The organism is Nonomuraea sp. 10N515B (genome assembly GCF_052245915.1).
GTDB lineage: Bacteria > Actinomycetota > Actinomycetes > Streptosporangiales > Streptosporangiaceae > Nonomuraea.
The window spans coordinates 86,012-112,027 of the sequence record NZ_JBQQBQ010000014.1; the positions used below are offsets into that span (position 1 = coordinate 86,012).

Consider the following 26,016-nt stretch of genomic DNA (forward strand, 5'->3'; position numbering starts at 1 on the left):
TCACGGCGACGCGGGACGGCAGATCGCCAGAGACTGGCCAGGAAGTCGTAGCCCGTCCTCGCCCGCTGAGACAGGCTCGTCCGAGGCCAGCAGCACTGTCCCGGGCACTGGCACCGTCACCGACTCCTGCGCGAAGTTCACGCAGACCGCCAGCGCCCCCCGCCACATGATCAGCCACGTCCCGAGCGGATCCACCTCCACCCGCACCCGCTCCAGCCGCGGATCCGACAGTTCGGGAAGCGCCTTGCGCAGCGCGATCAGGTCGCGGTACCAGCACAGCAACGACCAGTGCGCCTCCTCCTTCACCTCGCTCCAGTCCAGCTTCGAGCGCAGGAACGTCTCCTCCTCGGACGGGTCGGGCGCCTCCCACACGTACCCGAACCCGTCGAACTCCCGCTCACGCCGCTCTCCCTCGCTCTCGCGCAGCGTGGGCTCCAGGTGGTCGGAGAAGAACAGGAACGGCGTGCGCGCCCCCCACTCTTCCCCCATGAACAACATCGGCGTGAACGGCGAGGTGAGCAGCAGCCCTGCCCCGAGCTTGAGCGCCGGGATCGGCAGCCGGTCGCCGGCCGGCCGGTTGCCGATCTGGTCGTGGTTCTGCAGGCAGGCCACCAGCCGGTGCCCGGGCACGCCCGCGAACGAACGACCGTGCGCGCGCCCGCGGAAGCTCGAGTACGACCCGTCGTGCAGCACGCCGCCCATCAGCGTCTTGGCCAGCGCGGGCAGGCCGGTGAAGTCCGCGTAGTAGCCGTGGCGCTCACCGCTCACCGCGCAGTGGAGGGCATGGTGCACGTCGTCGTTCCACTGCGCGGTCATGCCCAGCCCGCCGGCCTCCAGAGGTCGCACCATGCGCGGGTCGTTGAGGTCGGACTCGGCGATCAGGGTCAGCGGGCGGCCGAGCGCGCAGGCCAGTGCGTCGACCTCCACCGCCAGCTCGGCCAGCAGGTGAGTGGCGCGCCGGTCGTGCAGCGCGTGCACGGCGTCCAGTCGCAGCCCGTCGATGTGGTAGTCGCGCAGCCACTGCACCGCGTTGCCGATGAAGTATCGCCGCACCTCGTCGGAGCCGGGCCCGTCCAGGTTGACGGCATCGCCCCAGTAGCTCCCCTTGAAGCCGGCGAAGTACGGCCCGAACGGGTGCAGGAAGTTCCCGGACGGCCCGAGGTGGTTGTAGACGACGTCCAGGATCACGCCGATCCCGGCCCGGTGGCAGGCGTCCACGAACGACTTGAGCCCGTCGGGTCCCCCATAGGTCTCGTTCACGGCGTACAAGTCCACGCCGTCGTACCCCCAGTTCCGCCCCCCTGGAACAGGCGCGACCGGCATGATCTCCACGAAGTCCACGCAGAGCTCGACGAGGTGCTCGAGCCGCTCGACGGCCGCCTGGAACGTCCCCTCGGTCGTGAACGTCCCGATGTGCAGCTCGTAGATCACGGCCCCGCGCAGGTCCCGGCCCTTCCATTCGTGGTCGGACCAGGTGAAGCGGGCGTGGTCGTACACGGCGCTCGGCCCGAAGACGCCGTCCGGCTGCCGCCGTGTCCGCGGATCGGGGTACGGGCCCTCGCCGTCCACCATGAAGGCGTACCTGGCGCCGTGCCCGGCCTCCTCCACCTCGGCCGACCACCATCCGTCCGCCCCGCGGGACATCGGGCGCCGGCCGCCCAGGACGATCACCTCGACTGACGTGGCGTTCGGCGCCCAGACCTCAAAGATCATGTCTCTCCAGGAGTGAGACGGGGTATTGACCGAGCAGGTGAGCGAGTGGGATCCGGCCCGTGTGGAGGCCGCCGGTGAGCAGGTCCCGCCATGTGCCCGCGGGCAACGTCAACGTCGTGCCGCCCCAGCCGGTCATGGCCAGGCGCACCGGGAGCCGGGTGGCCACGGCGACGGCCCGCGGGTGATGATCGTTCCCGCGGGCGAAGGCGATCACATGCTCCGCCGCCTCCCCCTCCGCGCGCATCGGCAGGTACGCCGCCGCGCCCCCGAGCCGTCGGCGCAGCCGCAGCGCCTGGGTCGTGACCAGCAGCTTGGCCGCGTCCCACGAGGTCTCGGGCTTGCGCGGGTACGTCACCGGCCGCCGGTTGTCCGGATCGACCAGTGAGAAGTCGGTCGTCTCGTTGCCCTGGTACACGTCGGGCACCCCGGGCATCATGAGCTGCACGAGCTTGGCGCCCAGCGAGTTGGACATCGCGAAGGGCTCGATCCGCTCGGTGAACTCCCCGATCGGCAGCCGGACGGCGGCCTCGGCGAACTCCCGCAATCCCCGCTCATAGGACGGATCCGGATTTATCCAGGAAATGGCGGTCTTTGCCTCGCGGGCCGCCTTGAGCAGGTAGTCCGTGAACCGCTCGGCCGAGATGGGCCAGGCCGCCATGAGGTTCTGCCAGGCCAGATAGTCCAGGTGGGGATCGAACCGCACGGTCGCCGACCATTGCGCCACCGCCGCGGCCCACTCCTCCGGTAGCTCCGACAACACCGACAGCCGGGCCCGCACGTCCTCCGACCGCTTGGTGTCGTGGGTGGACAGCGTGGTCATCGTGTACGGCCGCAGCTCGGCGCAGTAGTCGTGGAAGTCCTCCACGGAAACCCCGAACGCGTCCGGCTCTCCGCCGACCTCGTTGAGGCAGGCCAGCGGATACCACCGATAGAGCGCCGTGTCCTCGACCCCCTTGGCCATGACCGGGCCGCACGACTGCTGGAAGCGCACGATGGACTCGGCGGAGCCGTACAGGACCTGGCGGACGAGCGGTTGCACGGCGGGGGAGCAGGCCTCGGCGGCCAGCTCGACGATCTCGACGGACTCGGGCGGCGCCGGCTCGCCCGGCACCACGTACGCGCGGTAGACCGGCATCGCGGCGAGCAGCTCCCGCACCGCGTCGGGAGCGCACCCGGTGGCCCTGGCCAGCCGGTTGACCTCGGCACCGAAGAACAGCTCCAGGACCTCCCGCTTGGCCTGGGCCATCACCGGCCGGTATTCGGCGGGCTGCCCGGTCAGCTCGGTGAAGAGCCGGACGAGCGGCTCTTTGCCCGCCGGGTCGACGAAGAGGCCGTTGACCCGGTTGAGCACGTCGTAGCCGGTGGTGCCGTCGCAGGCCCAGTCGCCGGGCAGCAGCTCGGGGCCGATGAGGATCTTCTCGACGACCGTCCAGGTCTCGCCTGCCCGGGCCCGCAGCCGGTCGAGGTAGCCGCGCGGGTCGGCAAGCCCGTCCGGGTGATCCACGCGCAGCCCGTCCACCAGCCCCTCGTCGAGCAGCCAGAAGATCACCTCATGCGTGGCGAACAACACGGCCGGGTCCTCCACCCGCAGCCCGATCAGCGTCGACACGTCGAAGAAGCGCCGGTAGCCGGGCCCTTCGCGCCAGTCGACCAGCCGGTAGTGCCCGGGATAGGGGAAGGTGTGCTCGTGGTAACGCAGCACGTCGCCATCGACCACAGGCGGCGTGTCGTCCCCGAGGACCGGCAGCGCCACCTTCCCGTCCACCCATTCGATGTCGAACCACTTCGCGTACGGCGAGTCCGGTCCGTTTTTTAAGACCGACCAGAACTGGGCGTTCACCGTGTTCATGTGGTTCGGCACGATGTCCACCACCACGCCCAGGTCCTGGGCGGCCAGCTGCTGCGCCATCTCCCTGAACCCGCTCGCCCCGCCGAACTCCTCCCTGATCCTGGAGTGGTCGATGACGTCGTAGCCGTGCCGCGACTCGGGCGTGGACTGCAGGATCGGCGACAGGTAGACGTGGCTCACGCCGAGGTCGCGCAGGTAGCCGGCGATCTCGGCCACCTGGGCGAAGCCGAAGTCCGGGGTCAGCTGCACCCGGTAGGTGGAAACCGGCTTAGACACGGCGCAGCACCCGTACGCTGCGGCCGGGCACCGCGATCGCCTCGCCGCCGCGACACATCCGCGCGTCGAGCATGATCGGCATGGCGGTGTCGATCTCCGTGTGCCACATCTCGCCATAGTCCTCGGGGATCGTGAACTTGATCGTGTCGTAGTGGGCGTTGAACAGCAGCAGGAACGAGTCGTCCCGGATCGGCCGGCCGCGCCGGTCCGGCTCGGTGATGGCCTCGCCGTTGAGGAAGACGGCCAGCGACTTGGCGTATCCGACGGTCCAGTCGCTGTCGGTCATCTCCTCACCGGAGGGGGTGAGCCAGGCGATGTCGTTCTGGCCACGGACCGGCTTGCCGTAGAAGAACCTCCTGCGCCGGAACACCGGATGTTTCTTCCGCAGCGCCGCCAGGCTCTGCGTGAACTCCAGCAGCAGCCAGTTTTCCCGCACGTCCGACCAGTCGACCCAGGTCAGCTCGTTGTTCTGGCAGTAGCCGTTGTTGTTGCCCCGCTGCGTGCGGCCCAGCTCGTCGCCGTGGGAGAGCATGGGCACGCCCTGGGACAGGAACAGCGTGGTGAGGAAGTTGCGTTTCTGCTGCTCGCGCAGCGATTCGATGGCGATGCCCGCCGGGCCTTCCTCGCCGCAGTTCCATGACCTGTTGTCGTCGGTGCCGTCGCGGTTACCCTCCTTGTTGGCCTCGTTGTGCTTGTTGTTGTACGAGACGAGGTCCTGCAGGGTGAAGCCGTCGTGGCAGGTGACGAAGTTGATCGAGGCGGCGGGCCGGCGGCTGTCGTCCTGGTAGAGATCGCTCGAGCCGGTGAAGCGCGACCCGAACTCGGGCAGCGTGGCCGCCTGCCCGCGCCACAGGTCGCGGATGGTGTCGCGGTAGCGCCCGTTCCACTCGGTCCACCGGGACGGGAAGTTGCCGACCTGATAGCCGCCGGGGCCGACGTCCCACGGCTCGGCGATGAGCTTGACCTGCGACAACACGGGGTCCTGCTGCACCAGGTCGAAGAACGCGCTCAGCCGGTCCACCTCGTGCAGCTCCCTGGCCAGCGTCGAGGCCAGGTCGAAGCGGAACCCGTCCACGTGCATCTCGATGACCCAGTACCGCAGCGAGTCCATGATCATCTGCAGCACGTGCGGGGAGCGCATGAGCAGGCTGTTGCCCGTGCCGGTGGTGTCCACGTAGTACCGCTTGTCGTTGCTGACCAGCCGGTAATAGTTGATGTTGTCGATCCCCCGGAAGCCCAGTGTCGGCCCCAGATGGTTGCCCTCGGCGGTGTGGTTGTAGACGACGTCCAGGATCACCTCGATGCCCGCCTCGTGCAGCCCTCTGACCATGGCCTTGAACTCCAGCACCTGCCCGCCGCGCTGCCCCTGGCTGGAGTAGCGGTTGTGCGGCGCGAAGAATCCGATCGAGTTGTAACCCCAGTAGTTGGACAGCCCGCGCTGCTCCAGGATGTGGTCGGTGACGAACTGGTGCACCGGCATGAGCTCCAGCGCCGTCACGCCCAGCTTGGTGAGATGGTCGAGGATCTCGGGGTGGTGCAGGGCCGCGTACGTGCCGCGCAGATGCTTGGGAATCTTGGGATGGCTGATCGACAACCCGCGCACGTGGGCCTCGTAGATCACGGTGTCGTGGTACGGCCTGGCGGGCGGCCGGTCGTGGCCCCAGCCGAAGAACGGGTTGATCACGACCGAACGCGGCACGTACGGGGCCGAGTCCAGGTCGTTGCGCGTGTCGGGGTGGCCGAAGCGGTAGCCGTACACGGCCTCGTTCCAGGTCACCCCGCCCTCGATGGCCATGGCGTAGGGGTCGAGCAGCACCTTGGCCGGATTGCACCGCATCCCGCGCGCCGGATCGTACGGCCCGTGGACCCGGTAGCCATATCGCTGGCCAGGCCCGATGCCCGGCAGGTAGCCATGCCAGATGAAGCCGTCCACCTCACTGAGCGGCACCCTCGACTCCACGTTGTCCTCGTCGAACAGGCACAGCTCGACCTGGTCCGCGACCTCGGTGTAGAGCGAGAAATTGGTGCCGGCCCCGTCATAGGTGGCTCCGAGCGGATAGGGGTCTCCCGGCCAGATCTCGATCATCGAGGCTCCCTTGCGGTCTCTCCCCATGTTCTGTCCCCCCGCTCAGCCGGACAACCCGGGCATTGCCGAACCTCCTTCTTCCTTCCCACGCTCGCCAGGTCGTTACTCCAGCTGAGCGAGGGTGAGCCGGTCCTGCCGTCGTGGCAGGAGTTTGCGAGGCCGGTTCCCGGCAACGTGGCGCGTCATGAGCGGTTTCAAGCAGTTCTTACTTCGCGGCAACATCGTGGAGCTGGCGGTGGCCGTGATCGTCGGCGCCACCTTCAGCGGTCTGGTGCAAGCGCTCGTCACCGACCTGGTCACCCCGCTGATCGGCGCGGTCTCCGGCGGCAGGCAGCCGAACTTCGCCGACTACTCCTTCACGATCAACGGCAGCCGGTTCATGTATGGTGACTTCCTCAACCACCTGATCAGCTTCCTGCTCATCTCGGCCATCGTCTACTGGCTGATCGTGGCCCCGATGACCAAGCTGATCAGACTGTTCGACCGCGACAAGGCGGCCACGACCAAGCAGTGCCCCGAGTGCCTCAGCGACATCCCCGCCGAGGCCCGGCGCTGCGCCCACTGCACCTCCGAACTCGTGCCAGAGTCGGAAAAACCCAGGTAGTCACCTGCTGACCGGCCCCTGCGGCGCACGGTCGCGATGCGGGTCGGAGAAGATGGACCGATGAGCGTTGAGTTGATGGTCTGGGACGAGCCGGTGCCGATCAGCAGGGACCAGGCCCGCGCCGCCTATCTGGCGGTCAAGCGGACCGAGCCGGTGACCGGGGACGTGCCCGAGGTCGCCAAGGAGCTGCCCGGCGAGGTCACGGTCTATCCGGGGCACGTGCTGGTGACGATGGATCTGGACACGATGGACGAGACGTCCGCGCAGGTGTTCACGATCGCGCGGGCGCACGGCCTGGTCTGCTACGACCCGCAACGCGACCTCGTGCACAACGTGGCGCCGCTGGGCGTCTACGACGGCATGCAACTGCACACCGGGGACGGGATGATCGTGCACGATCCCGACCTCGGCCTGGTGCACGACGTGCTGGCCACGTTGTCCCCGCAGAACCCGTTCGTGGCCCTGGTGAACTTCGGCCGCCACTTCCTGCAGGTCTCCCCGGGCTACGAGCTGGAGTACAAAGAGGGCACGCTCATCCGCACGACGGTGCCTGAGCTGGAGGAGGTGCGGCAGGCGTTCCAGGAGTACGCCACCGGCGAGCGCGGGTTCCTGGCCCGCCACGCGTGGTCGTCCTGAGCGCTTCTGGCCACGGCGACACGACTACGATCGTCGCCATGAGTGATGAACCGAAGTTCCTGCGCCTCACGGTCGAGCTGACCGTCGAGGTGCTCGACATCGACGCACTGCAGGCGGCGGCGCTGGCCGAGATCCGGCACCCCGACGCGGACCTCACCGAGGAGGAGCGTACGGAGCAGGCCGAGCTCGTCAACGCCGACGACACCGGCGCCTCGGCATTGCAGTGGCTGATCGAGCCGGACCACGTGCTGGCGCTGGTCGACCATATCGCCGAGATCGAGCCCCGCGAGGCCGTGCTCGGCGTGGAGCCGTCGGAGGGACCCAGCGAGGAAGAAGAAGAGCACGACCACGTGTGACCGACACAGCGGTGGCCACGGCGTTAGGAGGCGTCGTGGCTTTTCGCATGTCGCTCGCTAAGATCGAGACCTTCCAGCCGCACCCATAGCCGCAAGGGGCACACCGTGATCGTCGCATTCTCCATCACCCCGCTGGGCGTCGGCGAGGGTGTCGCCGAGCCCGTTGCCCGCGCCGTCAAGGTGGTCCGCTCCAGCGGCCTGCCCAATCGGACGGACGCGATGTTCACCACGATCGAGGGTGAGTGGGACGAGGTCATGGACGTGGTCAAGCGGGCCGTGGAGGCGGTGGCGGAGGTCGCTCCCCGGGTGAGCCTGGTGCTCAAGGCCGACGTGCGGCAGGGGATCACGGACGGCATGACCTCCAAGGTCGAGTCCTTGGAACGCCACCTCTCGGAGTAGTCCTGCTGCCAACCACACCGGGGAAGACCCCTCAGCCAAGTCGAGATATATCTTGACTCTCTCCATCGACGCGACATATCGTGTGCTCGACCGCCAAACGCGATAGTACGCGTTCCCGAAGGGGGAGAGCAATGGAGCATGAGCGAGTGCCGGTCCTCGTGATCGGCGGCGGGTATGCGGGGCTGAGCGCGGCGCTGCTCCTGGCCTGGCGCGACGTGCCGGTCATGCTGGTCGAACGGCACCCGAGCACATCGGTCCAGCCCAAGGCGTTCGGCGTCGGCCCGCGAGCCGTCGAGCTGCTGCGCCCCGTGCCCGGCGTTGAAGAAGCCCTGAGCGACATCTGGGCCGGCATCGGCGACAACATGCGCATCGCGATCGGCAAGAGCCTGGCAGACCCGGACCCGCACATGATCATGAGCGACGAGCGTGAGGAGCTGGCCTTCCTGGCCGGCATCACCCCGGCCGCGATGGTCGGCGCGCCCCAGGCCGAGGTCGAGCGCGTGCTCCGCCACAGGGCCGAGGAGCTCGGCGCCGACCTGCGTTTCTCCACCGAGTTGCGTTCGCTGGAGCAGGACGCGGCCGGGGTGACGGCGCTGATCCGCACCGCCGGTGAGGAGCGCCTGGTGCGGGCCGACTACGTCGTGGCCGCCGACGGCTACCGGAGCCCGCTCCGCCGGCTCCTGGGCGTGCCGGCCTCCGGCAAGGGGGAGCTGGGCCGGACGTGCTCGATCATGTTCGACGCCGACCTGTCCGGCCTGGTCCGCGACCGCGAGGTCACCTTGTGGTACCTGCGGAACGAGGTCTTCACCGGAGTGATCCTGACCGGCACCGGCGTGGGCGCGCACGTGCTCGGCGTCAACCTCGCGGAAGGTGAGAGCGAGGCCGACTTCCCCGACGAGCGCTGCGTCGAGCTGATCCGCATCGCCGCCGACCGGCCCGACCTGAACGTGCGCATCCTGGACAAGACGACCTTCGCCATGGCGCACGTGCTGGCCGACACCTACCGGGCCGGGCGGGTGTTCTTCGCCGGGGACGCGGCCCACACCATGCCCCCCACCGGCGGGCAGGGCGGCAGCACGGCGCTCCAGGACGGCTGCGACATCGCCTGGCGGCTCTGGCTGGTGCTCTCCGGGCAGGCCGGACCCGGGTTCCTCGACACCTACGACGCCGAGCGCCGTCCCATCGGCACGCTGACGGCCGATGCCCAGCTCGCCAACCTCGGCGTACGCATGCCTCCCGCGGCCCGTGTCGGCTACCCCGAGCCCCTGGAGGACCCGGTCGGCGCCCTCATCGGATACCGCTACCACTCCACGGCGATTCTGGACGAACCCGGCGACGACGGCTCGATCCTGGAGGATCCCCGCGTGCCGCATGGGCGTCCAGGCAGCCGCGCCCCGCATGTGGTGCTCGACTGGGAGGGCCAGCCCATCTCCACCATCGACCTGTTCGGCTCCGGCTTCGTCCTGCTGGCCGACAAAGAAGGGGGTCAGGCGTGGATCGACGCCGGACGCCTGATCAAGGAGCGATTGGGGGTGCAGCTCACGCGGCTGCTGATCGGCGACGAGCTGAAGGACGCGGAGGGCTGCTGGCGGGAGAGGTACGGCGTCAGCGGGGGCGGCGCCGTCCTGGTCCGGCCGGACGGATATGTGGCCTGGCGCTCCCCGGACGCCGACCTCGACCCGCTCGCCACGCTGGAGCGGGTCCTGCGGCGCGTACTCAGCCGCTGAGCTAGGGCAGCTTCCACTCCACAGGCGCCGCGCCCTGCTGGGCGAGCAGCTCATTGGCCCGGCTGAACGGCCGCGAGCCGAAGAAGCCGCTGCGCGCCGACAACGGGGAGGGATGGGCGGACTCGATGCGCGGCACGTCGCCGAGCATCGGCGCGAGGTTACGCGCGTCGCGGCCCCACAGGATCGCCACCATCGGCTTGGCCCGCGCCACCAGCGCGCGGATGGCCTGCTCGGTGACCTGCTCCCAGCCCTTGCCCCGGTGCGAGGCCGGCTTGCCGGGCATCACGGTGAGCACCCTGTTGAGCAGCAGCACGCCCTGCTCCGCCCACGGCGTCAGGTCGCCGTTGGCGGGACGCGGCAGGCCGAGGTCGGTCTCCATCTCCTTGTAGATGTTGACCAGGCTGCCCGGCAGCGGCCGGACGTCCGCAGCCACCGAGAACGACAGCCCGACCGGGTGGCCGGGCGTCGGGTAGGGGTCCTGGCCCACGATCAGCACCTTGACCTCGTCGAAGGGCTGGTTGAACGCGCGCAGGACGTTGGTCCCCGCGGGGAGGTATTGCCTGCCCTCGGCGATCTCCTTGCGGAGGAACTCGCCCATCAGGGAGATCTGCTCGGCGACGGGCTCAAGCGCTGTGGCCCATCCGGCTTCGACGACTTCGTTCAGTGGACGACCGGCCATGGGCGATGAGCTTATCTAGGTCTGGTACGGCTTGAGGCCGAAACGTCGCTCTCAAGCCGTACCAGAATGATCACAGCGCCGGCTTGCCGGGTTTGAAGAGCCAGGCCTCGAAGAGAGCGTCGAGCTGCTTGCCGGACACCCGCTCGGACAGGGCGATGAAGGCGGCCGTGTCGGCGTTGCCGTACTTGTAGTCGCTCGCCCACGCGCGCAGGATCGCGAAGAACGCCGCGTCACCGACCTCGCGCCGCAGCATGTGCAGCGTCATCGCGCCGCGGTCGTAGACGGGGTCGTGGAAGAGGTTCTCCGGGCCGCCCGGGTCGGCGGGCGGGCTCTGCCAGAACTCGTCCTCGGCCGCCGTCGCGTAGGCCGCGTCGAACGAGGCCTGCACGGTACGGGTGCCGAGCTTGTCCGCCCAGAGCCACTCCGCGTAGGTGGCGAAGCCCTCGTTGAGCCAGATGTCACGCCACAACGTCGGCGTCACGGAGTTGCCGAACCACTGGTGCGCCAGCTCGTGCGCGAGCAGCGACTCGCTGGGGACCCGCGGGTAGATGGGCCGCGTCTGGGTCTCCAGCGCGTAGCCGACCTCAGGGGCATGGTCGACGATCCCGCCGGTCGAGGAGAACGGGTACGGGCCGAAGATCGAGCTGAAGTAGTCGAGCACCGGCGGGTGCCGCTCGGGGAAGCCCTTCGCGTCGCCGGCCAGCTTGGGGTCCACGGCGGTGGTGACGCGGTAACCGCCGATCCTGGTGTCGGCGAACTCGAACTTGCCGATCGACACCGTGGCCAGGTAGCTGGCCATCGGCTCACGGGAGTCCCACACGGACGTGGTGCGCTCGCTCTTCGACCACTTCGCCACCAGGTCCCCGTTGGCCACCGCCACCCGGGTGCTCGGCACGGTCACCGTGAACCGATAGGTCGCCTTGTCGGTCATGTGGTGGTTGCCTGGGTACCAGGTCATGGCGCCCTGGGGCTCGTTGGCGTTGAAGACGCCGTCGCTCGTCTTGATCCACCCGTCCAGCGAGCCGTCGGGGTCGACGACGTGCGTGGCCTTGCCGTCGTACCGGACGACGACGGAGAAGCCGCGGCCTGAAGGGAGGCTCCTGGCCGGCGTGACCACCAGCTCGGAGCCGCTCTGCGTGAAGGCGGCGGGCCGGCCGTCCACCGTCACCGACCGCACCGCCAGAGTGCTGACGAGATCCAGATTGAAACGGCTCAGCGCCTGCGTGGCCCGGGCGGTGATCCCGGCCACGCCGATGAGGCGTCCGGACGACGGGTCATAGTCCAGCGAGAGGTCGTAATGGCCGGCGTCGTAGCCGCCGTTCCCCTGGTCGGGGAAGTACGGGTCACCCGCACCCGGCGCGCCGGGTGCGCCGTCGTGTGCGAGGGCGGGGGAGAGGGGAAGGGAGATGAAGGCTGCTGCGGTGAGAGCGAGAAGACGCTTCATGACGATGCATCGGAACGACGAAAACGGACGTTACGGGCGCCCGCTTGTGCAGGCGCCCGCAAGCCGTCACTTCACCGAGCCGGCCATCATGCCCTGGACGAAGTACCGCTGGAACGCGAAGAACATGATCAGCGGGATGATCAGCGACAGGAACGCGCCGGACGAGAGGATGTCAACGTTCGACCCGAACTGCCGCATCTGAGACTGCAGATACTTGGTCATCGGCTGGTTGTCGGTGTTGGCGAAGACCAGCGCGATGAGCATGTCGTTCCACACCCACAGGAACTGGAAGATGCCCAGCGAGGCGATCGCCGGCTTGCCCAGCGGGAACACCACCGAGGCGAAGATCTTCCACTCCGAGGCCCCGTCCATGCGCGCCGCCTCCAGCAGCGAGGCCGGGATGCCGACGAAGAAGTTGCGCAGCAGGAAGATCGCGAACGGGAGCCCGAACGCCACGTGGAACAGCACCACCCCCGGGATCGAGCCGAAGATGCCGGCGTTTCCGTAGAGCGAGGCGACGGGGATCAGCGCGATCTGGATGGGCACGATGAGCAGGCCGACCACGACGAGGAACGCCGCGTCCCGCCCGGGGAAGTCCATCCACGCGAACGCGTATCCGGCCATCGCCGCGATGCCGATCACCAGGACCGTGGTCGGCACCGTGATCAGCACGGTGTTCCAGAAGGACGCCGTGAAGCCGCTGCCCAGCAGGTTCTGGTAGTTCTGGATGGTCAGCTCGGCCGGCTTGGTGAAGACCGTCCACCAGCCCTCGGCATTGTTGACCTGCGTGGTGCGCATGGAGACGACCAGCAGGCCCAGCGTCGGCACCAGCCAGAACAGGCCCAGCAGCACCATGATGATCTGGACGGTGCCGCTGCCGAGACGGTCCACGATCTTGCCCAGCACACCCCTGCGCGGCGCGCCCGTCTCCAGCCCCTGCGGCGCGGTGGCGGTCGCCGTTGTCATGTGTTCTCCCTCCTGAACCGGCGGATGTTCATGATCATGAAGGGGAGGACCAGAATCAGCAGGAGGATGGCGAGCGCGCTGCCCAGCCCCTGGTTGTTCCCGCCGCCGAACGACACGCGCCACATCTCCAGCGCGACCACGTTCGCCTGCGGCTGGACCGAGGCCGGCGCGATGATGAACACCAGGTCGAACACCTTCAGGGTATTGATGATCATCGTCACGAAGACGACGAGGAGCACCGGCGACAGCAGCGGCACGGTGATCTTGCGGAACACCTGCCACTCCGTGGCGCCGTCGATGCGGGCCGCTTCCAGCGCGTCCCTCGGGATCGCCGCCAGCCCGGCGGCGAGCAGGACCATGGCGAACCCGGCCCACACCCACACGAACGCGCCGATGATCGCCGGGGTGATCAGCGCCGGGCCGAGCCAGGTCAGCCCGCCGTAGGAGGCCTCGAAATTCGACTGCGGCAGCCGCACGGTGTAGGAGCCCGCGGGCAGGCCGTCGAAGCGGAAGGAGCCGTCGTCGGCGGTCGTCGCGGTAGCGGCGACCTGGCCGTTCTGGACCGCCTCGACGGTCATGCCGGGCAGCCCTCTCTCGGTGGGGTCCACCGCGCCGCTCTGGCCGCCGCCGCCCCGCGTGAAATCGAGCCAGACGGTCCCCGACAGTCCGCCGCCTGCCGCGGGGGCCTTGGCCGGCTGCGCGCCGGACGGGACGAGTTGCGGGTTGACGCCCACGATCGGGATCAGCACCGGTTGGCCGGCCTGTGCCGGCTGCTTGGTGACGACCGCGCCGTTCTGGTCGGCGACCTGGGACTGGTCGCCTTCCCGCGGACGGGCCTCCGGGTAGCCCTGCGAGGAGGAGAACGTGTCGTGCACGGTCGTCAGCACCGCGTTGGCCAGGCCCTTGTCCGGGTTCTCCTCGTACACCAGGCGGAAGATCACGCCGGCGGCCATCAGCGAGACCGCCATCGGCATGAACACGATCAGCTTGAACGCCGTCGCCCACTTGATGCGCTCGGTCAGCACCGCGAAGATCAGGCCGAGCGTGGTGACCACGATCGGGGCGATGACCACCCAGATGAGGTTGTTGCGGATCGTGGTGAGCGTGGCGGAGTCGGTGAAGATCGTCGTGTAGTTGCCCAGTCCGACGAATCCGGTGCCGTTCGCGTCGAACAGGCTGCGGAAGAGCGAGTAGACGATCGGGTAGACCACCCAGATTCCCAGCAGCAGCGCTGCCGGGAGGAGGAAGGCGATCGCGACCGTCGGCGAGGGGCCGAGGCGTTGTTTCGTTTGGGGGGTTTCAGCCGGTCCGGTGGCGGTCCCGCCCGCGGTTTCCGCGGGCGGGGCCTTCGGGCCGTTCAACCGTTCGGTCACGGCCTTACCTCTTTACTTCCAGGCCTTCTTGGCCTCGGCTTCGAGCGCTTCCTGGGCGCCCTTGATGTCGGTCGGCTTGCGGACGAAGTCCTGCAGGACCTTCCACTCGCCCTTGCCGTCGGTGCCGCCGAACGCGCTGGGTGCCAGGTCGGACATGTCGTAGCGAACGGCGTCGCCGGCCGAGACGATGGTCTGCCCGAGCTGCTTGGTCAGCTCGTCCGGGTAGTTGTCCGGAGAGACGTTCTTGTTGGGCGACAGGTACCCGGGGAGCTTGGCCCAAATCTCGCCGCCCTCCTTGGAGGCCAGGAACTGCAGCAGCGCCATGGCGCCGGGCGAGTCCTTCATCGCCACCGCGACGTCGCCGCCGAGCACGACCGGAGCGGTGTCACCGGCCTTCGGGAACGGGAAGTACTTCGCCTCGTCGCCGACCTTGGCGCCCGACTGAACCGCCTCGACGGCCACGAAGTCGGCCTCGATCACCATGGCGGCCTTCTTGTTGCTGTAGACCTTGCTCACGCAGGTGGGGAAGTCGGTCTGCATCGTGCCGGAGGTGCCGTCGACCAGGAACTCCTGCTTGCCGACGATCTGCTGGATCTTCTCCAGCGCGGTCGTCACAGTCGGGTCGGTCCACGGGATCTCGTGCTTGGAGAGCTTGTCGTAGTTCTCCGGGCCCGCGGTGGACAGGTAGACGTTCTCGAAGAGGTCGGTCAGCGTCCAGCCGGAGGCGCCGCACAGTGAGAACGGCGGCGTGCCGGAGTCGGCGATGGCCTGAGAGTTCTTGACGAGCTCGTCCCAGGTCGTCGCCGGTTGCACGCCGGCGTCGTCGAACGCCTGCGACCGGTACCAGACCAGCGACTTGTGGGCGGCCTTGATCAGCACGCCGTAGACCTGGCCGCCGACCGAGCCGAGCTCCTTCCAGTACGGCGTGTAGTTGGTGTCGATCTCGGTGGTGACCGCGTCGGTGAGCGGCTTGAGCGCCTTCTGGTCGACGTACTGCTGCACCAGACCCGGCTGCGGCAGGATGGCCACGTCCGGCGGGCTGCCGGCCTGGATGCGCGGGCCGAGGAAGGCGCCGGTGTCCTCGCCGGTGGAGGCGTAGGTGACCTCGGCGCCTGTCTTGTCGGAGAACGCCTTGAGCACCTGCTCGAAGTTCTTCTGCTCGGCGCCGGTCCACTTGGCGGCGACCTCGAGCTTCACGCCCTGAAGAGTCTTGGCACCGGCGGTCGCTGGCGCGGACCCCGTTGCGGTGGGCTGAGTCGTCGTCGGCGCGTTGCCGCAGGCGGCGACGGCTAGCGCGAGCCCGGCCAGGATCGCTGCTGCTCTGGCTTTTCGCATGGCTGCCTCACTGGGTTCTGATGATCTCTTCGAGTTCGGACTTTATGGAGACCGCGACGTCGTCGGCGGACTCGGGGGTGGGGGTGCTGAGGGCCTTGGCGACCGAGCTCGCGATCACCAGGCTCAACTGGTTGTAGTTGGCGCTGACCGGACGTGCCTTGGCGGCGAGGATGCTCTCCTTGAGCACCGGCAAGTACGGGAAGCGTTTGATCAGGCCGGGATCGTCGTAGAGCTCGGTCCACACGGGAGGGAAGGACCCCTCGGTGAGGACGCGGCGCTCGTTCTCCAGGCTCGTGAAGTAGCGGATGAACTCCTGGGCGGTCTGCTGGTGCTTGGAGAAGGCGCTGATGGCCAGGTTGGCGCCGCCCAGCGTGCTGGAGCCTGGGCCGTTGAGCCCGGGCAGCCGGGTCACGCCCAGCTTGTCGCCCAGCTTCGCCTTGGCGGGGCCGTAGGCGTGTGGCCAGTTGCGGGCGAAGGCCAGCTCGCCCTCCTGGAAGGCCAGGCGCGACTCCTCTTCCTTGTAGTTCAGCGACGCCTTGGGTATCCATCCTTCGCGCAGGCCCTGGAGCAGGAAGTCCAGCGCGATCTCCCCCTTGGCCGCGTCGAAAGTCACCTCTGTGCCGTCGCGGCTGAGAATCTGCCCGCCGGCTGACTGCACGGCCTCGGAGAAGTTCACGGTCAGCCCCTCGTAGGCCAGGAACTGCCCGGCGTAGCCTTCGATGTCGTGCTTTTTTCTAATTTCTCGTGACTGGTCGCGGAGCTCCACCCACGTCCGTGGCGGCTTCTTGACCAGGTCGGTTCGGTAGTAGAGCAGTCCCGCGTTGCTGGTGTACGGGACGGCCCAGAGCTTGTCCTTGTAGATCGCCGTCTCCACGACCGGCGGCAGGAACCTGTCGAGCGGGAACAACCCGCGCTCCAGGGGGATGATCCAGCCGTTCTCCGCGAACTCGGCAGTCCACACCACGTCGAGCCCCAGCACGTCGTAGCGGTTGCTCTGGGCCTGGAGGTTGGCCACCATCTGAGCCCGTTGCTCGTCGGCGGCCTCGGGCAGCTCCAGCAGCGTCACCTTCTCGGCCGGGTGGGCCTGGTTCCAGCGATCCAGCAGGGGTTGCAGGTAAGCCGTGGTGTCGCGGCCGGTGGCGAACGTGATGGGGCCGGTTCCGCCCGTATCCGTCTCGCCGCCGCCCTCCTCGCCCGCCGTCGCGCAGCCGCCGGCCGTCAGGAGCACGGCCAGCATGAGCGAAAGCGAGCGCTGCACTCTGTTTCCTCCGTGTTCAGAGTGGTTACATACGTGTTAGGTAGATGCATTCATGTTATGCACACCTGTAATGTGAAGGTCAACGGATAACCGCGTAACGCATTCGTAACACAGCGGGAGGTGAGGCGTGCGGCTTCACCTGCTCGCGCTCCTGGCCAAAGAGCCGGCCCACGGATATGAGCTCAAGCAGGCCCTTGAGCAGACCTTCGGCAGTGCCTACCCATCGCCGAACATCGGGCAGATCTACGTGACGCTCGGCCGGCTGGAGAAGGACGGTCTGGTCAGGGCCGTGGACGTGGAGCAGTCCAACCGGCCCAACAAGAAGGTCTACTACCTGACCGCCAAGGGCCGCGACCTGCTCACCACCTGGGTGGACGAGCCCACCGAGGGGCCCAGGGTGCGTGACGAGTTCTTCATGAAGCTCGTGCTCGCCCCGCTCACCGGCATCGCCGACCGGATGGCGCTGATCAACCGGCAGCGCCGCCACTATCTGGGCCTCATGAGTGACCTCAACGATCTGCTGTCCCGCACGGCGCCGACGGACCGAGTGGCCCTGCTGCTCATCGAGGGGGCCATGCTGCACCTGCAGGCCGACCTTGACTGGCTGGAGCGGTGCCAGGAGGATCTGGCATGAGCTCGGTCTTGAAAGCGGTCAATCTGGTCAAGATCTACCAGGACGGCGCGGTGCCCGTGCCTGCCGTGCGCGGGGTGGACCTGCAGGTGGAGCCGGGCGAGTTCGTCGCGATCATGGGGCCGTCCGGGTCGGGCAAGTCCACGCTCGTCCACATGCTGGGCGGGCTCGACACCAGGACCAGCGGCGAGATCTGGCTCGACGGCAAGCGCGCCGACACGCTCTCGGAGAGCGCCTGGGCGTTGCTGCGGCGCAAGAAGATCGGGTTCGTCTTCCAGTTCTTCAACCTCGTCGCCAACATGACCGTGGGCGACAACGTCGAGCTGCCCGCGCTGCTGGCTGGGGCCTCGCCGAAGGTCGCCCGCGAGCGCAGGGAGAGCCTGCTCGCCGCGCTCAACCTCACCGACCGCGCCGACGCCGCGCCCGCCCAGCTGTCCGGCGGCGAGCAGCAGCGGGTGGCGCTGGCCAGGGCGCTGGCCAACCAGCCCAGCCTGCTGCTGGCCGACGAGCCGACCGGCAACCTCGACAGCCGCAACACGCGCGACGTGCTGCGTCTGCTCGGCGCGGTGCACAAAGAGGGCCAGACGATCGTCATGGTCACCCATGACGCCCGCGTGGCGAGCCTGGCCGACCGGCTGGTTTCGCTGTTCGACGGGGAGATCGTCGACGACGGCCGCATCGCCCGCAGGCGCACCGGCACGGCCGGCGAGGTGATCGACCTCCGATGAGCCCACCCCGCCCCGCCGCCTTGGCACCCGTCCCTTCCCTGCGCGCACCCGGACCGGCGCGTGGCGGGCGGAGCGCGTCATGAGCGCCTCGCTGGCGGGGAGCCGGTGGATCAGGGCCGACCTGCGGGCCAGGAAGGGCCAGGCGGTGCTGACCGTGCTGGCCGTGGCCGGGATCGTGGCCGCGCTGATCACCGCGGCGACCCTGCTCGAGGACGGCACGAACCCGTGGCGGAGCCTGTTCGCCCAGACCGACGGGGCCCACGTCTGGCTCTACACCAAGGACAGCCCGCAGGTGGCGCTGCACGGCATCGACGGTGTCTCGCAGACCGCGGGCCCGTACCGGTCGGCGCCGGTGACCGTGGCGCAGGACGGCAAGAAGGAGCCGGCCGCGCTGCGCGCGATGCCCGCCACGCCGCCGCAGGTGGCGCACCCGCTGGTGGCCGAGGGCAAGTGGCTGGACGCCGCGCAGCCCGACGGCGTGGTCGTCGAGCGGTCGTTCGCGACCGCGCTGCGGCTCAGGGTCGGCGCGCCCTTCACGGTCATCGCGCTCAGCGGCGAGCGCCACACCCTCTACGTCCGTGGCATCGCCGACTCCGCCGAGCAGGGCTTCTACCCGCAGTGGACGCCCGGTCTGGCCTACGTGCTGCCCGCCATGCTCGACAGGGTCGAGCCCATGCTCGGCCGCAGTGAGTGGGTGACCGGGCTGCGCCTGGCCGACCCCGACGCCACCCAGGTCGTCTCCCAGCGGGTGGTCGTCATGCTGGAGGACGAGCTGCAGCGGGTCTACACCTGGCGCGAGGTCAGAGCCGCCATGGAGCTGGACAACCGGCTGCTCGGCACGCTGCTGGCGCTGTTCGGCGTGGTCGGGCTGGTCGCGGCCGCGCTCGCGCTGGCCAACGCGGCCGGCGGCCGGGTGCTCGGCCAGTTGCGCGACCTGGCCACACTCAAGTCCATGGGCTTCACCAGGGGGCAGGTCGCGCTGCTGCTGCTGGTCGAGCACGGCGCGCTCGGCCTGCTCGGCGTCGCGCTCGGCGCGGTCGCAGGCTGGGGCGTGATGGCGCTGGTCCTGGGCGCGACCTCGGTGGCGCCGGTGCCCGTGCTGGCCATCGTCGGTGGCACGGCGCTGGTGGTGCTGGCCGCCGTGGGCCTGCCCGCCTGGCGCGGCGGGCGCACGCCGCCGATCCCCGCCGCGCCGGCCGCGCCGCCGCGGGGCCACTTGTCCCGGCTGGCCAGGCTCGCCCTCCTCGTACGCCTGCCGCCCGCCCTCGTCCTCGGCACCAGGGACGCCTTCACCCGGCGGACGCCGGCCTTCCTGACGGCGTTCGGGCTGGCCGTGCCGATGATGATGACCACGATCGGACTGGGCGTGTGGGCCACGTTGGACGACTTCGCCGACCATCCCGAGCAGGTGGGCCAGCACGCCTCTCTGTACGTCAGGGCGGGCAAGCTGGAGCCGGCCGACGCCAAGCGCATCGCCGAGCAGGACAGGGACGTGGCCGCGGTCTACCCGGGCACCGACGTCAACGCCCTGGCGCCGGGCGAGGCCCGCTCGGTCAGAGTGCGGGCCATCGGCAGCTCCACGACGCCCTACCCGTTCCCCGTGGTCGAAGGCCGCATGTACGGCCGCCAGGGGGAGGCCGTGGCCGGACAGGGGCTGCTCGACCTGCTCGGTGTCAAGATCGGCGACCGGGTGCGGCTGACCGTGGGCGGCACGCCGCTGATCGTCAGGATCGTCGGCAGGACCGTCGAGCCCGACCTGGACGGTGAGGTGCTCTCGGTGGGGCTCGACAGCCTGGCGGCCAAGGACGCGGTGCCGCCCGAGTTCTACGCGCTCGCCCTGAAGCCCGGCGCCGACCAGGGCGAGGTGCGCGGCAGGTTGCTGGCCGAGTCGGCCGAGAGCCTGGACGTGCAGGCCGCGGTCAACCCGGCCGACCGGCTGTCGATCATCAGGGTGGTGATCGTGGCGCTGATCGCCGTGCTGACCTTGATCGGCCTGGCCAACCTGCTCACCGCCAGCGCCCTCGGCCTGCGCGACCACGCCTTCGACCTGGCCGTGCTGAAGGCCATGGGCCTGACGCCGCGTCAGGTCATGGCCACGCTGGTGATGGGCACGGGCCTGCTGGTCGTGCTCGGCGTCGGCGCGGGCGCCGCGGCGGGCATGTCCGTGGTGAAGGGGCTGATCGACCTGCAGGGCCATACCAGCGGCGTGGGAGCGGGCATCGGCCGCGCGCCGTCGGCGCTGACACTGGCTGTCGCCGTCGTGGCGGCCGTGGGCACGGCCCTCGCGGTCGTGCTCATTCCTGCGCGCCGCGTGGCCTGTGCCCAGGTGCCGGTCACCTCGCGCTGACGGACGGGGCGACGGCCCCCATGACGGCCTCCGCGCGCTTGAGCGCGAACCAGTAGAAGCCGTGGCCGGGCAGCGTCAGCAGGTAGGGCAGCTCGCCGATCGGCGGGAACGGCACCCCGCCGCGCGCCTCCACCGGAATCAAGCCCTCGAACCTGCGCAGGTCCAGCTCCACCGGCTGCGGGAACTTCGACAGGTTGTTCACGCACAACATCACGTCGTCGCGGTCCTCGCGGACGTACGTGAGCACGGACGGGTTCGACGACCACATTTCCGTGTACGCCCCGACCCCGAACACCGAGTGCCTGCGCCGGATCTCCAGCATCTTGCGGGTGAACTGGAGCAACGAGCCCTCGTGCCGCTGCTGGGCCTCCACGTTGACCGCCTGGTAGCCGTAGATCGGGTCCATGACGGCCGGCAGGTAGAGCCGCCCGGGGTCGGCCGTGGAGAAGCCCGCGTTGCGGTCGGGGCTCCACTGCATCGGCGTGCGGACCGCGTCCCGGTCCTCCAGCCAGATGTTGTCGCCCATGCCGATCTCGTCGCCGTAGTAGATGATCGGCGAGCCCGGCAGCGACAGCAGCAGCGCGGTGAACAGCTCGATCCGGTCCCTGTCGTTGTCCAGCAGCGGGGCCAGGCGCCGGCGGATGCCCAGGTAGGCCCGCATGCGCGGGTCCTTGGCGTACTCGTTGTGCATGTAGTCGCGCTCTTCCTCGGTCACCGTCTCGAGCGTGAGCTCGTCGTGGTTGCGCAGGAAGATGCCCCACTGGGCGTGCTCCGGCAGCTTCGGCGTCCGCGACATGATCTCGGAGATCGGCTCGCGGGTCTCCTTCTTGACCGCCATGTAGATGCGCGGCATGAGCGGGAAGTGGAAGGCCATGTGGCATTCGTCGCCACCCGTGGTGGGGTCGCCGAAATACTCCACGACGTCCTCAGGCCAGCCATTGGCCTCGGCCAGCAGCACCCGGTCCGGGTAGAGCCGGTCCACCTCGGCGCGGATCTTCTTCAGGTAGGAGTGCGTCTCCGGCAGGCCGGAGCACGCGGTGCCCTCCCGCTCGAACAGGTAGGGGACCGCGTCCAGCCGGAACCCGTCGATGCCCAGGTCCAGCCAGAACCGCAGCACCTCCAGCATGGCCTCCTGCACCGCCGGATTGTCGTAGTTCAGGTCCGGCTGGTGGTGGAAGAAACGGTGCCAGTAGTACTGCTTGCGCACCGGGTCGTAGGTCCAGTTGGACTCCTCGGCGCCGATGAAGATGATCGGTGCGTCGGGATAGCCGCCGGGGTGGTCCGACCACACGTAGAAGTCGCCGTACGGCCCCTCGGGGTCGTGCCGGGACGCCTGGAACCAGGGATGTCTGTCACTGGTGTGGTTCATCACGAGGTCGGTGATGATCCGCAGGCCGCGCTCGTGGGCTTTCTCGATCAGCTGGACGAAATCCCCAAGATCCCCGAAGTCCGGAAGGATCTTCATGTAGTCCGAGATGTCGTAGCCGCCGTCGCGTAGCGGCGACTCGTACAGCGGCAGCAACCACAGGCAGTCGACACCCAGCCACTCCAGGTAGCCGAGTTTCTCGATCAGCCCGCGCAAATCGCCGGTGCCGTCGCCGTTGGAGTCCTTGAACCCCCGGACGAGAACCTCGTAGAACACCGCCCGCTTGTACCAGGCCGGGTCTTCCGAGACGAACGCCTCAGAGATCGGCTCCGGCATTGGGGATGCGTTGATCATATGTCGCTCACAGGAAGAGATGTGGGCAGGACGAAGTCACCGGTTGCCCCGGCGTTCTTATCTGGTGACCGCGCCGCCTGGAGTCGTCATCCCTGCGAACTCCATGCCCTAGAACGGGACCGGATTTGTGATCCGGTGCCCCGTTTGTGCGGCGCTTACGGGCCGAACACTACCAGCCCGTTGGCTTTCCGGAACCCGCTTCTGCTGTGCAACGTTTAATACCCGCGAGATCCGTACGTAATCGCCCTGTTACCCACGGTTCATTCAGAACGGTGTCGTCAGATCTGTGAGGTCGTTCTCGAAGTCGCTCAGCCAGAGTCCGAAGAGTACCAATCCCCGCACCCAGAAGCGGTCATTCCAGCCGTTGAACCTGGTCAGCGCGTCGGGGCCACCCGCGATCAGCTCGTGCAGCTCCTCCGACACCAGCTCGGGAACCCGGTTGCCCACAGTCTCGAGCATGCCGTGCGCATAATTTCGGGCAGGCGCCGCGGTGGACCGCAACGGCACCCGCTGGAGCGGCTGCTTGACGACGTTCGTGGACGGCAGCGCGGCCACCCGCGGATGGGCCGCGTGCAGCACCTCACGGTAGAACCGGCCCTTGTCCTTGCGCGCCACCCCGACCGACAGCGCGGCGTCGAAGAAGTCCGGATGGATGAACGGCGCCGCGAACGACGCCTCGGGGCCGACCAGATTGACCGCGGAGCGCGCGATGCCGCGCACGGTCCTGGTGTGCAGCACTGACAGCGGCAGCTCGGCCCGGTGGCCGTGGAGCATGGAGGTGGTGGCCGCGAACTGCTCGCGCACGGCCTCCTCCATCCACTCCGCGGCCGCCTTGGACAGGAACGGCTGCGAGGGCGCGCCGAGCGACAACGAGCCCAGCACTGCCGCCGAGCGCTCCGCCTGGGTCCTGGCCTCCAGCGCGGCCCCGCTGACCATGAAGTTCTTCAGCAGCGGGCCGCCGGCCAGGCCGTCGACCAGGATCCGGCCCGCGCCGTGCACCTCCTTGGCGAAGGGCGCGTACCAAGCGTGGTGCGGCGTCAGGTATTCGAGCCTGCGGGCCACCTCCATCGCGTCCCGCGGGTAGTCGGCGGCGTCCTGAGTGATCACCCGGTGCGGGATGCCGAGCTCCTTGGTGATCGCCCTGGCGAAGGCGATGTCGGTGTCGGTGCCGTCGTCCGGGCTCGTCGTCCACGACTCGACGTCCGCGCCCCTGGCTTTGGCCACGCTCGCCAGCAGCCGGGAGTCGTAGCCGCCGCTGACCGGCACGAGCAGCTTGCGCCCGTCGTAGTCCTCGTAGACGCGATCCAGCAGCTCGACGATCTCGCGCGGGCTGATCCACGACTCGTACGGCTCCGTGCGCAGCCAGCGCGGCAGCCGCCGCTCGGTGGCCACCCGGCCGTGCTCCCACACCAGCGCGCTCGCCCCGGGCAGCCGCTTGACCTCGGTGTACGGGGTCGCCTCGCCCAGCGGGAACGTCACCTGGATGATCGAGGCCCAAGCCGCCCAGTCGATCGCGATCGGCACCAGGCTGAGCAGCGGCTGGATCAGCGACGAGAAGTAGACCGCGTCGCCCTGACGGACGTAGTAGACGTCCACCAGCCCGAGCGCGCCCGTGTGCAACGTGACCTTGTCGGCGTCGCCGATCAGGCCGGGGGTCTCGTACGTCTCCGCGACCGCGATCCACTCCTCGATCGCGGCCGGCCTGCGCTCGCCCCACGCGAACGCGTAGGAGTCACCGACGCGGTGGTAGGGCGGCAGCGGCGTGGAGCTGAACAACGCCGCGTCGGCCGTCTGGAGCGCCGGGCGCACGCGCGGGCCGGCGGCGGTCAGCTTGCCGAGTATGGCGGTGTCGATCCGGCCGAGAGCGCCGCAGACATAGGGTCGCACGTTGAACTGCACCGGATCTCATCCCTTCGAGACGCTTCGCCAAAAGAGTATCCTTTGCCGGGCTGAGGGAGCGGAGGCATGGTTTGCGAGCGGAGCGAGCGCACAATCAGACGCAGCGAGCTGTCGCCGGGCCGACGAAGGAGGACCGGTGAGCACTGAGCTTGAGAGCACGCGTCGGGCGCTGCGGGATGCCATCGCCCAGGCCGAGCGCGCGGCCGAGCTGGCCAGGCTGCTGGACGCCGCCCAGGGCCGGCTGGCTGCGGCAGAGCGGAGCGTCGAGGAGGTCAAGGCGCTGGCCGAGCGGCTGAGCGAGACCGAGGAACGGCTCGCGGCCGAGCAGGCCGCCGCGGACAAACTCCGCAAGGAGCTGGCCGAGCAGCGTTTCCAGGCCGAGGTGGCCAACTGGAAGCTGTCCTCGATCAAGGTCGCCCGCTGGAACCGCCTCGGCGATGCCATCAAGAGCGGCAAGAGCAACCCGGTGCGGCTCGCCAGGGGCCTCCGGGGCGCCGCCAAGCCGGTCAAACGGCCCACCGCTCCCAAGCGCAAGCCGCCCGCGCCCCTCAAGCAGACCGAGGAGCGCCCGGGGGCCGCGTTCCAGGCCACGACCTCCACGAGGACGCTCGGGGGCGCCTCGTTCAAGCTCAAGCCGTTCCGGGTGCCGACCGGTCCCAACACGCGGCCGCACCTGACGGCCGCGGTGATCGCCGACCCGCACGCCGAGGCGCTGCTGCGCTACGAGTGGCGCCAGACCACCGGCTTCACGCCGCGTGACTTCGCCCGGGTGCTCCCGCTCGAGGTGCCCCACCTGCTCGTCGTCGAGTCGGTCACGCAGGGGCCGTGGGCCCAGGAGATCATCGGCGAGCCGGGAGAGGGCATCAAGGCACTGCTGGCCTGGTGCGCCGAGCGCGGCATCCGCACCGTCTTCTGGCACACGCAGGGCGACGTGAGCGACTACGCCGCGACCGCCCAGCTGTTCGAGCACCGGTTCACGAACGACCTGGCGGTGGCCTGGCCGCGGCTGCAGTTCGGGATCCAGCCCAGGATCCACAACCCGCTGCCGCTGGCGGGCGGGCGGATCGACCGGGTGCTCACGCTCGACCAGCTGCTGCCCGGCCACCTGACCTACCCCGACGTGCTGACCTCCTATCGCTGGCCGGCGGCGGCGGACTGCCCGCCGGGGACCCCGCAGTGGCGGCTGGCCGAGATCGCCGCCTGCGGCACGTCCATCGGCACCGAGCCGGACTCGCGGCGGGCGCACGTGGCGTTGCGGCGGGCGTACCAGATGGGCACGATGACCGAGCGGATCGACGAGATGCTGGAGGCGATCGGCCTGCCCAGCGCCCGCGCCACGCTCAACACCTCCGTGCTGCTGCCGATCATGGACCCCTTCCTGATGGAGCACGGTCTCGCGCAGGTCGCCAAGCAGACGGGCGTGGCCCAGGTGATCGTCATCGGCCCGCCCGAGGCGGAGTTGCGCGCCCGCGACGTGCTGCCGGATCTGGACGTGATCTACCGCCGCCCGCATCCCTCGATGAGCGAGGGCGCGATGCTCAACGCCGGGCTCGACCTGTGCGAGGCCGACCTGGTGGCGGTCATGGACCCGCGCGACGTGTACGGGCCGCACTACCTGTCCGACCTGCGCCGGGCCTTCCTGTTCAGCACCGCGGACATCGTCGGCAAGGGCGCCTTCTACGCCCACCTGCGCAAGCCGCAGGCCACGCTGCTCAAGCAGCCCGACGCCGAATACGCCTACCTCCCGGAGGTCGCCGGCGCGACCCTCCTGGCCCGCCGCAACGCGCTGCGTGAGCTGGGGTTCGCCGACCTGACGGACGACTGGGACGAGGTCCTGATGCGGCAGTGCCGTACGGACGGGATCAAGGTGTTCTCCGCCGACAGGTTCGGCTACGTCCGGGTGCGCGACGAGGACCGCTGGCTCCTGGGCGCCGCCCACCTGGTCGAATACGGCTCCGCCGAGCCGCACGCGCTCATCTAGAGTCGTCGG

General features: G+C 69.1%; 20 protein-coding genes. 9 read left to right on the forward strand and 11 right to left on the reverse strand.

Annotation, left to right across the window (positions count from 1 at the left end):
• The 3 genes from treZ to glgX are packed head-to-tail and all read right to left on the reverse strand — an operon-like array spanning position 1 to position 5,924.
• Entirely contained in the window at positions 1-1,713 is a 1,713-nt protein-coding gene (gene treZ / locus ACTWQA_RS22950) for a malto-oligosyltrehalose trehalohydrolase (RefSeq protein WP_443161191.1), read from the reverse strand.
• Entirely contained in the window at positions 1,703-3,838 is a 2,136-nt protein-coding gene (gene treY / locus ACTWQA_RS22955; protein ID WP_443161192.1) for a malto-oligosyltrehalose synthase, read from the reverse strand. Before treY ends, treZ begins: the two co-directional genes overlap by 11 nt.
• Positions 3,831-5,924, reverse strand: a complete 2,094-nt coding sequence (gene glgX, locus ACTWQA_RS22960) for a glycogen debranching protein GlgX (protein WP_443161193.1) — start codon at positions 5,922-5,924, stop codon at positions 3,831-3,833. The genes treY and glgX overlap by 8 nt, the downstream gene beginning before the upstream one ends.
• A gap of 184 nt (positions 5,925-6,108) precedes the next feature.
• On the opposite strand from glgX, the gene mscL reads away from it, so the two are divergent.
• From mscL to ACTWQA_RS22985, 5 genes are all read left to right on the forward strand, one after another.
• Positions 6,109-6,528 carry a large conductance mechanosensitive channel protein MscL gene (mscL, locus tag ACTWQA_RS22965; RefSeq protein WP_443161194.1) on the forward strand — a complete coding sequence of 140 codons (420 nt, stop codon included), beginning with the start codon at positions 6,109-6,111 and terminating at the stop codon, positions 6,526-6,528.
• A gap of 60 nt (positions 6,529-6,588) precedes the next feature.
• Positions 6,589-7,164 (forward strand): hypothetical protein, encoded by a 576-nt coding sequence (locus ACTWQA_RS22970; protein ID WP_443161195.1) that lies wholly within the window; start codon positions 6,589-6,591, stop codon positions 7,162-7,164.
• 38 nt (positions 7,165-7,202) lie between these two features.
• Positions 7,203-7,520 carry a hypothetical protein gene (locus tag ACTWQA_RS22975; protein ID WP_305918424.1) on the forward strand — a complete coding sequence of 106 codons (318 nt, stop codon included), beginning with the start codon at positions 7,203-7,205 and terminating at the stop codon, positions 7,518-7,520.
• Between the two features lie 105 nt (positions 7,521-7,625).
• Positions 7,626-7,919, forward strand: a complete 294-nt coding sequence (locus ACTWQA_RS22980) for an MTH1187 family thiamine-binding protein (protein WP_327584968.1) — start codon at positions 7,626-7,628, stop codon at positions 7,917-7,919.
• Positions 7,920-8,050: 131 nt separating this feature from the next.
• Positions 8,051-9,646, forward strand: coding sequence for an FAD-dependent monooxygenase (locus ACTWQA_RS22985; protein WP_443161196.1), 1,596 nt, complete (start codon positions 8,051-8,053; stop codon positions 9,644-9,646).
• 1 nt (position 9,647) lies between these two features.
• On the opposite strand, the gene ACTWQA_RS22990 is transcribed toward ACTWQA_RS22985, so the two are convergent.
• From ACTWQA_RS22990 to ACTWQA_RS23015, 6 genes are all read right to left on the reverse strand, one after another.
• Positions 9,648-10,325 carry a uracil-DNA glycosylase gene (locus tag ACTWQA_RS22990; RefSeq protein ID WP_305918421.1) on the reverse strand — a complete coding sequence of 226 codons (678 nt, stop codon included), beginning with the start codon at positions 10,323-10,325 and terminating at the stop codon, positions 9,648-9,650.
• 70 nt (positions 10,326-10,395) lie between these two features.
• A complete protein-coding gene (locus tag ACTWQA_RS22995; RefSeq protein WP_443161197.1) occupies positions 10,396-11,769 on the reverse strand; it encodes a M1 family metallopeptidase in 1,374 nt (457 codons plus the stop codon).
• A gap of 66 nt (positions 11,770-11,835) precedes the next feature.
• On the reverse strand, positions 11,836-12,735 hold the full coding sequence (locus ACTWQA_RS23000; RefSeq protein ID WP_443161198.1) for a carbohydrate ABC transporter permease: 900 nt from the start codon (positions 12,733-12,735) through the stop codon (positions 11,836-11,838).
• Positions 12,732-14,108 (reverse strand): ABC transporter permease subunit, encoded by a 1,377-nt coding sequence (locus ACTWQA_RS23005; protein WP_443161199.1) that lies wholly within the window; start codon positions 14,106-14,108, stop codon positions 12,732-12,734. The genes ACTWQA_RS23000 and ACTWQA_RS23005 overlap by 4 nt, the downstream gene beginning before the upstream one ends.
• Positions 14,109-14,120: 12 nt before the next feature.
• Positions 14,121-15,443, reverse strand: a complete 1,323-nt coding sequence (locus tag ACTWQA_RS23010) for an ABC transporter substrate-binding protein (RefSeq protein WP_443161200.1) — start codon at positions 15,441-15,443, stop codon at positions 14,121-14,123.
• A gap of 7 nt (positions 15,444-15,450) precedes the next feature.
• A complete protein-coding gene (locus tag ACTWQA_RS23015; RefSeq protein WP_443161201.1) occupies positions 15,451-16,701 on the reverse strand; it encodes an ABC transporter substrate-binding protein in 1,251 nt (416 codons plus the stop codon).
• Between the two features lie 127 nt (positions 16,702-16,828).
• Here ACTWQA_RS23015 and ACTWQA_RS23020 point away from each other — a divergent pair, with 127 nt between their 5' ends.
• From ACTWQA_RS23020 to ACTWQA_RS23030, 3 genes are all read left to right on the forward strand, one after another.
• Positions 16,829-17,335 carry a PadR family transcriptional regulator gene (locus ACTWQA_RS23020; protein ID WP_443161202.1) on the forward strand — a complete coding sequence of 169 codons (507 nt, stop codon included), beginning with the start codon at positions 16,829-16,831 and terminating at the stop codon, positions 17,333-17,335.
• Positions 17,332-18,060, forward strand: a complete 729-nt coding sequence (locus tag ACTWQA_RS23025; protein WP_443161203.1) for an ABC transporter ATP-binding protein — start codon at positions 17,332-17,334, stop codon at positions 18,058-18,060. Before ACTWQA_RS23020 ends, ACTWQA_RS23025 begins: the two co-directional genes overlap by 4 nt.
• Before the next feature lie 79 nt (positions 18,061-18,139).
• Complete coding sequence (locus ACTWQA_RS23030; RefSeq protein ID WP_443161204.1) at positions 18,140-20,407, forward strand: FtsX-like permease family protein; 2,268 nt, start codon at positions 18,140-18,142, stop codon at positions 20,405-20,407.
• Here the strand turns inward: ACTWQA_RS23030 and treS are convergent.
• Together treS and ACTWQA_RS23040 are read right to left on the reverse strand one after the other, a co-directional pair.
• Positions 20,394-22,109 (reverse strand): maltose alpha-D-glucosyltransferase, encoded by a 1,716-nt coding sequence (gene treS / locus ACTWQA_RS23035; RefSeq protein WP_443161205.1) that lies wholly within the window; start codon positions 22,107-22,109, stop codon positions 20,394-20,396. The genes ACTWQA_RS23030 and treS overlap by 14 nt on opposite strands.
• A gap of 282 nt (positions 22,110-22,391) precedes the next feature.
• Positions 22,392-24,026, reverse strand: a complete 1,635-nt coding sequence (locus ACTWQA_RS23040; RefSeq protein ID WP_443161206.1) for an asparagine synthetase B family protein — start codon at positions 24,024-24,026, stop codon at positions 22,392-22,394.
• Between the two features lie 136 nt (positions 24,027-24,162).
• On the opposite strand from ACTWQA_RS23040, the gene ACTWQA_RS23045 reads away from it, so the two are divergent.
• Positions 24,163-26,007: a hypothetical protein gene (locus ACTWQA_RS23045; protein WP_443161207.1), complete on the forward strand. Its 1,845-nt coding sequence runs from the start codon at positions 24,163-24,165 to the stop codon at positions 26,005-26,007.
• The last annotated feature ends 9 nt before the right edge of the window (positions 26,008-26,016 follow it).

Coding starts and splice junctions, on each gene's coding strand:
- ACTWQA_RS23010 (WP_443161200.1), bottom strand. CDS start 15,443: ATGCGAAAAGCCAGAGCAGCAGCGATCCTGGCCGGGCTCGCGCTAGCC.
- ACTWQA_RS22985 (WP_443161196.1), top strand. CDS start 8,051: ATGGAGCATGAGCGAGTGCCGGTCCTCGTGATCGGCGGCGGGTATGCG.
- ACTWQA_RS22970 (WP_443161195.1), top strand. CDS start 6,589: ATGAGCGTTGAGTTGATGGTCTGGGACGAGCCGGTGCCGATCAGCAGG.
- glgX (WP_443161193.1), bottom strand. CDS start 5,924: ATGATCGAGATCTGGCCGGGAGACCCCTATCCGCTCGGAGCCACCTAT.
- ACTWQA_RS23000 (WP_443161198.1), bottom strand. CDS start 12,735: ATGACAACGGCGACCGCCACCGCGCCGCAGGGGCTGGAGACGGGCGCG.
- treZ (WP_443161191.1), bottom strand. CDS start 1,713: ATGATCTTTGAGGTCTGGGCGCCGAACGCCACGTCAGTCGAGGTGATC.
- mscL (WP_443161194.1), top strand. CDS start 6,109: ATGAGCGGTTTCAAGCAGTTCTTACTTCGCGGCAACATCGTGGAGCTG.
- ACTWQA_RS23025 (WP_443161203.1), top strand. CDS start 17,332: ATGAGCTCGGTCTTGAAAGCGGTCAATCTGGTCAAGATCTACCAGGAC.
- ACTWQA_RS22990 (WP_305918421.1), bottom strand. CDS start 10,325: ATGGCCGGTCGTCCACTGAACGAAGTCGTCGAAGCCGGATGGGCCACA.
- ACTWQA_RS22995 (WP_443161197.1), bottom strand. CDS start 11,769: ATGAAGCGTCTTCTCGCTCTCACCGCAGCAGCCTTCATCTCCCTTCCC.
- ACTWQA_RS22975 (WP_305918424.1), top strand. CDS start 7,203: ATGAGTGATGAACCGAAGTTCCTGCGCCTCACGGTCGAGCTGACCGTC.
- treS (WP_443161205.1), bottom strand. CDS start 22,109: ATGCCGGAGCCGATCTCTGAGGCGTTCGTCTCGGAAGACCCGGCCTGG.
- ACTWQA_RS23030 (WP_443161204.1), top strand. CDS start 18,140: ATGAGCGCCTCGCTGGCGGGGAGCCGGTGGATCAGGGCCGACCTGCGG.